Raw genomic sequence first — 9,028 nt, 5'->3', positions numbered from 1 at the left:
CATTGGTCGAGCTGGCAGCAAGCCACGGCCACACGATCGCGCGCTCGTCCATGGGCCGCTGGGCCAAGCGCCGCCGCGACTGGCACCGCGTGGTGGAGCGCGAGAAGGCCGTGCGCGGCATGGCCGAGGCCGTCGACGGCGAGTTCGGTGACGAGAACGAGACGCGCAACCGGATGCTGCTGCACCTGGCGCGCACCAATCTCTCCATCATAGCCGCGCGCATGGGCGGCCAGGAGAAGCTCGAGCTGGGCGATGCCATGGGCCTCATCAAGGCGCTGAAGGACCTGGTCGTCGCCGACAAGGTCGACGCCGAGCGCGAGCGCGCCATCCGCCTCGAGCAGAACCAGCGCGCGGCCAAGGAGGCCGAAGGCGAGCTGCGCAGCCGTGGCGCGACCGAAGAAACCATCCTGGCCGTGAAGACCAAGCTGCTCGGCCTCAAAGCCTGAAGGGAGAAAGACCGTGAGTGAAGCCATTAGAGCCGACGACCAGCTCCGCCTGTTCATCGAGCGCATCGAACGGCTCGAGGAAGAGCGCAAGGGCGTCGCCGACGATATCCGCGACACCTACAACGAGGCCAAATCCCAGGGTTATGACGCCAAGATCATGCGCCAGATCGTGCAGCTCCGCAGGATGGAGCCGCACGATCGGCAGGAAATGGCCGCGATCCTGGACACCTACAAGGCAGCGCTGGGGCTGGGATGACCGAGCCGCGCCGCATCGTTGCTGGCCTGAGCGCGAACGGACCCGGCGACATTGCGTCGCTGGCGTTCGCGATCGCGCAGGATGCCAAGCCGTTCGGCTTCCGGGTGCTGGCGATCAAATGCTCGCGCGCGACCAGGGCAGCAGCCGCATCAAAGGGCTCTCGCACCAAGTACGTGCACCTGGCCGACAACCAGGAGCGCTGCTGGATCATCCGGGTGTCGGACCATTACCGGCCCCGCCGCGTCGCGCATATCCCGCTGCACTTTGACCTGGTCGCGCTCGATGGCATGTCCGGGCAGGCAGACGTTCGCGAATGGCTGGCGTCCGTCGCCAGGGGCGAGATTGCCTGGGTGCAGCCGATGACGTCGCCCCGCGCGCGCAATACTCGCCAGCGCTGGAAGGGCCGCAGGCCATGAGCGCGAAGGTCGGTTCCCTTGCACCAATCGACGATCTCCCGTCGCTGCTGATGCCCTATCAGATCGAGGCGATCCAGCTCAGCGATCAGCATCAGCTGTTCGTCAGCGAAAAGTCGCGCCGCACGGGCCTTACCTATGCTTTCGGGGCTGACGCCGTGCTGACCGCTGCGCCAGCCCAGGGCGGGCAGGATTTCTTTTACATCGCCTATAACAAGGACATGACGCGCGAGTTCATCGGCTATTGCGCGGACTTCCTGCAGGCGTTCGACCAGCTGGCCACCGAGCCGAAGGAATTCCTGCATAACGACGGATCGGATGAGGGCATCAACGCTTTCCGCATCGATCTGCCGTCAGGTCACAAGATCGTCGCGCTGTCGTCCAAGCCGCGATCGCTGCGCGGCATGCAGGGCAAGGTGCTGATCGATGAAGCCGCGTTTCATGACCAGTTCAACGACCTGCTCGACGCGGCCATGGCGCTCACCATGTGGGGCGGCAAGGTGGTGGTCATCTCGACCCACAATGGCGCGGACAACCCCTATAACGAGCTGATCGAGGACATCCGCAGCGGCAAGCGCGAAGGCGTGGTGCAACGCGTGACTTTGAAGGACGCGCTGCGCCAGGGCCTCTATCAGCGCATCTGCCTGCGCACGGGCCAGAAATGGTCACCCGAGGCCGAGGCGGCGTGGGAAGCATCGCTCCGCAAGCGCTATGGCGCAGCTGCCGAGCAAGAGCTGGACGTCATCCCCTCGCGCGGATCCGGTATCTACCTGGCGCGCGCCACGATCGAGCAGGCGATGTCGCACGAGCTGCCGGTCATTCGCCTGGCGTGCCCGGATGGCTTCGAGCGTCACAGTGAGGAGTACCGAACCAGCTGGATCCTCGAGTTTCTGGAGACCGAGGTAGCGCCCTATCTGGACGACTTCGATCCGACCAGGCCGACCTATTTCGGCCAGGACTTTGCCCGCAACGGCGACGTCTCCCCGATCGTGTTCGGCCAGCGCGATGACAGGATGCGCCGCGTCGCGCGGTTCCTGCTCGAGATGCGCAATGTGCCGTTCAAGGACCAGGAGCTGATCCTCAACTGGATCATCTCGCGCGTGCCGATGTTCGCCTGCGGCAAAATGGACGCGCGCGGCAACGGGTCGGCCCTGGCCGAGGCCATGCAGCAGCGCTGGGGCTTTGACCGCGTCGAGGCCGTCCAGACATCGGAAAAGACCTATCTCGCCTTCATGCCGAAGCTGCGATCGGCGATCGAGGATCAGATGCTGCTCATCCCCTGGGATGAGGGCGTCATGGACGATCTGCGCATGATCAAGCTCGTGCGCGGCATCCCGATGATCCCGGATCGCGGCAAGGTCAGCAAGGCCGATGGCGACAGCGGCAAGCGCCACGGCGACGACGCGATCGCGCTCATGCATTTCGTCGCCGCTTCGGACGAGGATATCGGCCCGATGGAATTTTACTCGGCGGGCCAGCGCAGCACCCATCTGGCCTCCGGGCCTGTCTCGACGCGCGGGTTCGGCTCTGCCGGTGCCCGTGCCGGATTTGTGAGGTAACACCATGGCCCGCAGGCCTCGACCCTTTTCCAGCAGCAGCACCCGAGTGATCGCCCGGCGCATCGCCGAGCCGACGGGCACGATGCAGGCCCTGATGCGCCCGATCGCCACGACCTCTGACGGGCGGGACATCACCAGGCCGTTTGTCACCGGCCTGCAGCAGCCGCGCGACCCGCGCATCAGCATGGCGATCGACTGGGGCGTCTACGACGTCATCCTTGAAGACGACCAGGTCATGTCGACGCTGCAGCAGCGCATCGGTGCTGTGGTCTCGCGCAACTGGAACGTGCTGCCCGGCGATGAGAACGACCCTCGCTCGGTCGAGGCGGCAGAGAAGCTCAACGACAACCTCGTCCGCCTGGGCTGGGACCGCGTTACCCGCAAGATGCTGTTTGCCACTTTCTACGGCTATTCGGTCGCCGAATGCCTGTGGGAGGTCCGCGACGGGCTCTTCCAGTTCAAGGATCTGAAGGTTCGTCATGCCCGGCGCTTCCGCTATGACGATGCTGGCAATCTGCGGCTCATAACCCGCGTCAACTGGAATGGCGAGCTGCTGCCCGATCTCAAGTTTTGGGTGGCGACCGCAGGCGCCAGCGACGACGACGAGATCTACGGGCGCGGCCTGGCCGAGTGGCTCTACTGGCCGACGCTGTTCAAGCGCAACGGCTTGCGCTTCTGGAACAACTTCCTCGACAAGTTCGGCGCGCCGACCGCGATCGGCAAATATCCTGCCGGCACCCCGCAGGACCAGGTCAACAACCTGCTCGCCGCGCTGCAGGCCATCCAGACCGACACCGGCATCGCGATCCCCGAGCGGATGGTCATCGAGCTGCTGCAGGTCGCAAAGAGCGGCGTGGCCGATTACGAGCAGCTCTGCCGCTACATGGACGAGTGCATCGCGAAGGTGGTGCTCAGCCAGACCATGACCACCCAGGACGGCTCCTCGCGCAGTCAGGCCGAGGTGCATGCGGACGTGAAGCTGGAAGTCGTGAAGTCGGACGCGGATCTGCTGTCCGACAGCTTCAACGCTGGCCCCGCGCGCTGGTGGACCGATTTCAACTATGGCCCTGAAGTCGCTTCTCCGCGCGTGATGCGCGATGTCGAGGCGGAAACGGACACCAAGCTCGCCGCCGAGACCGATGGCCTGTTGAAGGCGCTGGGCTGGGAGCGCGACGAGGAGAGCTTTCAGGACACCTATGGCGACGGCTATGTCCGCGTCCAGCAGACAAAGCCGCCGATCGAACCAGACCTTATTCCCGAAGCCGGGAACATGGTCGACGAACAGAAGCTGCTGGAAGACAACCGCCGCGAGCCGCTCCAGCCCGTCACAGAATTCGCGGCCGACGATCCGCGCCCGCTCTACGTCCATCGCAAGCTGCTCAATGCCGACAAGCTCGTTGCATGGGCCAGGAAACAGGGCTTCAGGACGGTGGTCGATCCCGCCGACATGCATGTCACCGTGGCCTATTCGAAGAAGCCGGTGAACTGGTTTGGCATGGGCGACGATTTCGGCTTCTACCGCGAGCCGCTGCGCGTCATGCCGGGCGGCCCGCGCGTCGTCGATCGGCTCGGCGACAAGGGCGCTGTCGTTCTGCATTTCTGGGACGGCTACATCGCCAACCGGCACCGCACTATGCGCGAGGCTGGCGCGAGCTGGGATTTCCCCAGCTATCTGCCGCACGTCACTTTCACTTACGATCCGGGCGACGTCGATCTGGCACAGGTCGAGCCGTTCACAGGCGAGCTGCTGTTCGGTCCCGAGATCTTCGAACCGATCGTCGACGACTGGCAGGACACCATCCGCAGCGTGAGCCTGGCCGAAGGCGATCCCGACTATGTCGAGCAGTCGCCTGAAAACACCCTGATCGACGAGCTGATCGCCGCCGAGGACGATCGCGTCACGGCAGCGATGACAGGCACGATCTTCGACCGCATCGCTGCCGCCGCCACGTCCACCGAGCTGCTCAATTTGCTCGATACCGAGGCCACCGCCCTGATGAACGATGCGCCGCTGCGCGAGAGCATTGAGCGCGCGGCCTTCGCTCTGCGCCTGGCTGAAGAAAACCGGGAGGGCGGAGCGTGAGATCGAACCCCTCTCTCATGGCTGCAATGACTTTATTGGCCAGCGCGGCGCTTCTTGGTCCGGCCGCTTCCCCGTTCGTGTGGGAGATAGGCGACGAGAACCGATCGCGGCGGAGAGCAAGGCGCGACATCGTCCACCTCACCGTGCCCGAGCCGCTTGGTAAGAGGGCAAAGCGGCGCGCACGGGCAAGAGCCAAGGCGCGGAAATGACACGCGCAACGCTCCCTCCGCTCGCCTATGCGCTCGGCATGGTCGAAGGTCTGCTGCGCCAGTTGCCCGCGATCAGCGTGATCTATTCGGTGCAGATGCAGCTGGAGGATGGGTGGACCAGGCACCGCGAGGACGGCTTCAGCATCCGGCTCGCTGGCATCTCCGCTACCTGTGACGCAGCTCACCCGGACTGCGCCTCCGTCGCTCTGAGAAACTGGCGCGCTGCCGCACGAGAGCGGCTCGGATGGGAGACGATACCATGAGCAATGCACACAATAGCCACCTCATTAACCCCGAGGAGTATGCCCAAGCTGAGGCTAGGGCAACCGCCTTCGCGACATTGTCGGCGGCGGCCGCGCAAACCCCGTTTACGTCAGAACAAGAGGCTCGGATTGCTGAAATCGTGGCGCAAAAGATCCATGAAAGCACGTTCAAACATCTGTCGCAGGCCAACGGGTCAGATCCTGTCGCGGCCCAAGGAATGGCTGATAGGATGAAGAGCTTTATCAATCACCGGCAGCTTGACGAACCCTACCCCAAAATTCCTCCTGAAGCGCAATGACTTGGCTCGCAAACTCGTGCGTGACTGGGTCATTGAGCCGATCTCGCGCAGCCTCAACATCCTCGCGAGTTATGCGGGAAATATAGTCGATCTGAGACTTATTGGACGCCCCCCCATTGTTGATGAACGCCGCCCACAGATGCACCAAAACATGCTCGAGCATCCAATTATGACAATCGTTTTTAGAAAATTGCTGGTGCATGCATCGTTCCTTTCAGTCGTGAGTCGCATTGTGACTGTAGCCGAAGGGGTGGTCTCGGCAAGGGCCACCCCCAAGGATAGCCCCGCATTGAGGGCGATGGCTCATGCCTGACAGCCCCTTCGCCAATCTCCCGATATTCGGCTCCGACATCATTTATGCCGATCCTCCCTGGGGCTTCGACAACTGGTCGGAAAAGGGCGAGGCTCGCAATCCCAACCAGCATTACGACACGATGCCCTGGGAGGAGATCGCAGCGCTGCCCGTCGGCGAGCTGGCCAGCCGCAACTGCGCTTGCTTTCTGTGGGCGATCGACCCGCTGCTCGACAAGGCCTTCGAAACCCTGCGCCGCTGGGGCTTCCGATATGCCACCGTCGGGTTCACCTGGGCGAAGCTCAACCCGTCTGGCGAAGGCTATGCCATGGGCACCGGCTATTACACCCGCGCCAACCCGGAGATCTGTTTGCTCGGCATGACCGGCAGCTTGCCGCGCCTGGATGCTGGTGTGCGCCAACTGGTCGTCGAGCCGCGCCGCGAGCACAGCCGCAAGCCCGATCGCATCGCCGATGATATCGTCCGCCTCTTCGGCGATCGCCCACGTATCGACCTGTTCGCCAGAACGAAGCGCCCTGGCTGGGAAGCCTGGGGCAACCAGGTCGAGAAATTCGGAGCCGCATCATGAGCTTCATTCATTGGGATCCCGAGACCACGCTGCTCAAGAAATACAGCTCCAACACGACCAGCGGCCCGCGCGGGAAAACTGTCATCCGGATCGAGATCGAAACCTCGGACTCCTATGCCCTGGCGAGCTTGTTGGAGAGCTTGGGTGGTATTGAGCAGGATCAGCGAAAAGCGAAGGAAAAGGCGAAGGCCACCGCGAAAAAGGGTCGCGGGTTTCTCGCTCTGCCAGCACCGCAGTTGAAGCTGACCGATAGCCGGGATCCGTTCGATGCCTGAGCTTCGCCCGACCATGTATCTCAGCCCGGAAAACACCGTCCGGGTCTGGCAGGAGCGGCAGGAGCTGCGCCCGACCGTGCGCTGGTCGGAGATGATGCACGAGGAGCATTCTCGCGCCTTCACCGTGGCGAAGATCGCCAAGCTCGATCTGCTGGCTGCGGTTCAGAAATCGCTCGACAAGGTCATTCGTGATGGTGGCACCTTCGAGACCTGGAAGGCGAACATCCTGCCGGAGCTCAGGCGCGCTGGCTGGTGGGGCGAGGTCTCGGATCCAGCGCTCACCGGCACCGATCAGCCGATCATCGTCAATGATCGCCGCCTGCGGACGATATACCGGACCAACATCCGCATGAGCATCGCAGCAGGCCGCTGGCGGCGCTTCCAGGCGCAGAAGGAGCTCTTCCCCTATCTGCGCTACCGGTCTGACCATCCGCGCAAGCACCCTCGGCAAGATCACCTCAGTTGGCACGGCATCATCCTGCCGGTCGACCACCCATGGTGGCAGGAGCATTTCCCGCCAAATGGCTGGGGCTGCAATTGCCTGCCAGAACAGGTTTCGGAAGGGATGCTCAAACGGCGCGGGTGGAAGGTCACGACAGATCTGCCGCCATCGGCGCGGGAGCGCTTCTATCCTGCCGGCAGGACCGACCCGATCATGGTGCCCAAGGGCATAGATCCTGGCTTCAGCTACAATCCCGGCACCGCGCATCTGCGCGCGATCGCCGACAAGGCGCTCGAATCGGTCGAGGATGCGGCTCAGGCAGGCCTGGCGAAAGCTGCTCAGCAGACCATCCGGGAGATCGTCGCCGATCCGGCGTTTGATCAGTTTGCCGCCTTACCCGATCAGCCTTTCCCGATCGCCGCGCTCACGGCTGACCAGGCAGCTGCCATCGGCGCGACCGCGCGCACCGTGCGCTTCTCGCTGCAGACCCTGGAAAAGCAGAAGCGCCGCCATGCCGAGTTGACGATCGCCGATTATCGTCTGCTGCCAGAGATCATCTCGAACCCTGCCCATGCGCTCCGCGAGGATGACAGGAAGGTTCGGCTGCTGTGGGAATCGGACGGCCAGTGGTGGCGAGCCACAGTCAAGGCGACCGAACAAGGCGACGAGCTCTATGTGCTCAGCATGCATCGGGTTGGCGCAAACGAGGTCGCCGCCCTTGTCCGCCGTTTCGCCGCTATCGTGGAGTGGTTCAGTGCGTGGTGAGGACTCCCGTTTCCCTCACATGGCGCTCCTGGCTTTCGCCAGTGCTACGGCAGGGAGATGCACCGTGTCGCACGCACTGAGCCACCTGCATACACCAGCAAAAGAGTATAGGCAATGAACGGCCCAGATCCTTGGCATGACGCGTTGTCGAAAGCCCTGGCAGCACCTTTAGAACTGCGGAACGGCGTCAACACCATCGTCGATCGAGCTGTCGCAGAAGGGATGACACTGCCTCAGTTCAAGATTGAGGTGCAGGCCCTGTTCAACCGCCTTGCCACGTCCATGCAAGGCCGCGGCAACGCCCCTGCAACGGCACCGACCGGTGTGGAACTGGACTAGGGCCTGTGGAACCACACTTCACAAATTCCTATAACCTTCGCCGCAGGCATTTTCAGCCTCCACATGGCCGCTTTGACCTGCCCCTGAAGGGTGGTTACGGCGGCTCTGGCGATGCGGGATATGGGCCTCGCGGCGGTCCGATCAGCAGGCTATCCAGGTGCGCTCCGGCAAGGCCACGATGGGCGCTCCGGGATGGGATGCACGGGGCGGTTTCAGAGCGATATTGCGTCCGAATGCGTCCGAATGATTATCGCGCTATGTCAGTCGGTAACGCTTTATTAACAATGGGTTACCGCATTCGGACGAGCACCCCCTGTCATCCGGACTCTCTGAGGACCAGCCCACGCATTTCTGCGGGTTTCCGGGCGTCCAGGGGTAGGTGAGGGACCTATTTTTGGCCAGAATGGCGTTTGTGGGCTGGCGGGCCTCCAGTGGCCTCATAGGGCCTCAAAACGCCCGATTTCCCGAGGGTTTGTCCCGCAGAGGCCCAAAATGTCCCGCTGATCCCGCCACCCGTATTTATGGCCAGTCACAGCCATGTCGGCAAATTTTACACCCGGTCGCCGCTGCAACAGCTCGTTAACCATTCAGGCTTATGCAAAAGCTTGGTTTTCACGGTGTGGCATGCTGCGTGCTACGTTACGCGCACAGTCATCTTCACTTCCGGCAGGGTGGTTCGCTTCACAGGTCTCGCGAGCCCCCTGCCGTCCCCCTTCCATCATCAACCCGCCAGCGAACGCAGCACCTGCATGGTGTGGGCATCGGCGGGGAAGAAGGTCTCGAGCGCGAGTTCGGACA

At 63.1% G+C, this 9,028-nt stretch carries 12 protein-coding genes; all 12 read left to right on the top strand.

Translation table 11 applies throughout. From position 1 onward, the window contains the following. The coding region (locus ACFC3J_RS20780) for a phage protein Gp27 family protein (protein WP_375197894.1) at positions 1 to 446 on the top strand (446 nt) is incomplete at its 5' end. Positions 447 to 459: 13 nt separating this feature from the next. Then, positions 460 to 702, top strand: a complete 243-nt coding sequence (locus ACFC3J_RS20775) for a DUF2312 domain-containing protein (protein WP_066213367.1) — start codon at positions 460 to 462, stop codon at positions 700 to 702. Continuing rightward, entirely contained in the window at positions 699 to 1,118 is a 420-nt protein-coding gene (locus ACFC3J_RS20770) for a hypothetical protein (protein WP_066213370.1), read from the top strand. Before ACFC3J_RS20775 ends, ACFC3J_RS20770 begins: the two co-directional genes overlap by 4 nt. After that, entirely contained in the window at positions 1,115 to 2,674 is a 1,560-nt protein-coding gene (locus tag ACFC3J_RS20765) for a terminase large subunit domain-containing protein (protein WP_066213372.1), read from the top strand. Before ACFC3J_RS20770 ends, ACFC3J_RS20765 begins: the two co-directional genes overlap by 4 nt. A 46-nt stretch (positions 2,675 to 2,720) precedes the next feature. Next, entirely contained in the window at positions 2,721 to 4,757 is a 2,037-nt protein-coding gene (locus ACFC3J_RS20760; RefSeq protein ID WP_375197893.1) for a DUF935 family protein, read from the top strand. Between the two features lie 205 nt (positions 4,758 to 4,962). Continuing rightward, positions 4,963 to 5,229, top strand: coding sequence for a hypothetical protein (locus ACFC3J_RS20755; protein WP_375197892.1), 267 nt, complete (start codon positions 4,963 to 4,965; stop codon positions 5,227 to 5,229). Then, a complete protein-coding gene (locus ACFC3J_RS20750; RefSeq protein WP_375197891.1) occupies positions 5,226 to 5,528 on the top strand; it encodes a hypothetical protein in 303 nt (100 codons plus the stop codon). The genes ACFC3J_RS20755 and ACFC3J_RS20750 overlap by 4 nt, the downstream gene beginning before the upstream one ends. Before the next feature lies 1 nt (position 5,529). Next, positions 5,530 to 5,841 carry a hypothetical protein gene (locus tag ACFC3J_RS20745; RefSeq protein ID WP_375197890.1) on the top strand — a complete coding sequence of 104 codons (312 nt, stop codon included), beginning with the start codon at positions 5,530 to 5,532 and terminating at the stop codon, positions 5,839 to 5,841. Continuing rightward, on the top strand, positions 5,834 to 6,409 hold the full coding sequence (locus tag ACFC3J_RS20740) for an MT-A70 family methyltransferase (protein ID WP_375197889.1): 576 nt from the start codon (positions 5,834 to 5,836) through the stop codon (positions 6,407 to 6,409). The genes ACFC3J_RS20745 and ACFC3J_RS20740 overlap by 8 nt, the downstream gene beginning before the upstream one ends. Beyond that, positions 6,406 to 6,684 (top strand): hypothetical protein, encoded by a 279-nt coding sequence (locus ACFC3J_RS20735; protein WP_375197888.1) that lies wholly within the window; start codon positions 6,406 to 6,408, stop codon positions 6,682 to 6,684. The genes ACFC3J_RS20740 and ACFC3J_RS20735 overlap by 4 nt, the downstream gene beginning before the upstream one ends. Next, positions 6,677 to 7,891, top strand: a complete 1,215-nt coding sequence (locus ACFC3J_RS20730; protein WP_375197887.1) for a phage minor head protein — start codon at positions 6,677 to 6,679, stop codon at positions 7,889 to 7,891. Before ACFC3J_RS20735 ends, ACFC3J_RS20730 begins: the two co-directional genes overlap by 8 nt. Positions 7,892 to 8,005: 114 nt before the next feature. Continuing rightward, on the top strand, positions 8,006 to 8,230 hold the full coding sequence (locus ACFC3J_RS20725; protein WP_156447472.1) for a hypothetical protein: 225 nt from the start codon (positions 8,006 to 8,008) through the stop codon (positions 8,228 to 8,230). Positions 8,231 to 9,028: the final 798 nt, after the last annotated feature.

The sequence above is a fragment of the Sphingobium sp. genome, from assembly GCF_041987595.1.
Lineage (GTDB): Bacteria > Pseudomonadota > Alphaproteobacteria > Sphingomonadales > Sphingomonadaceae > Sphingobium.
This window is presented reverse-complemented; position numbering and strand designations above follow the sequence as displayed.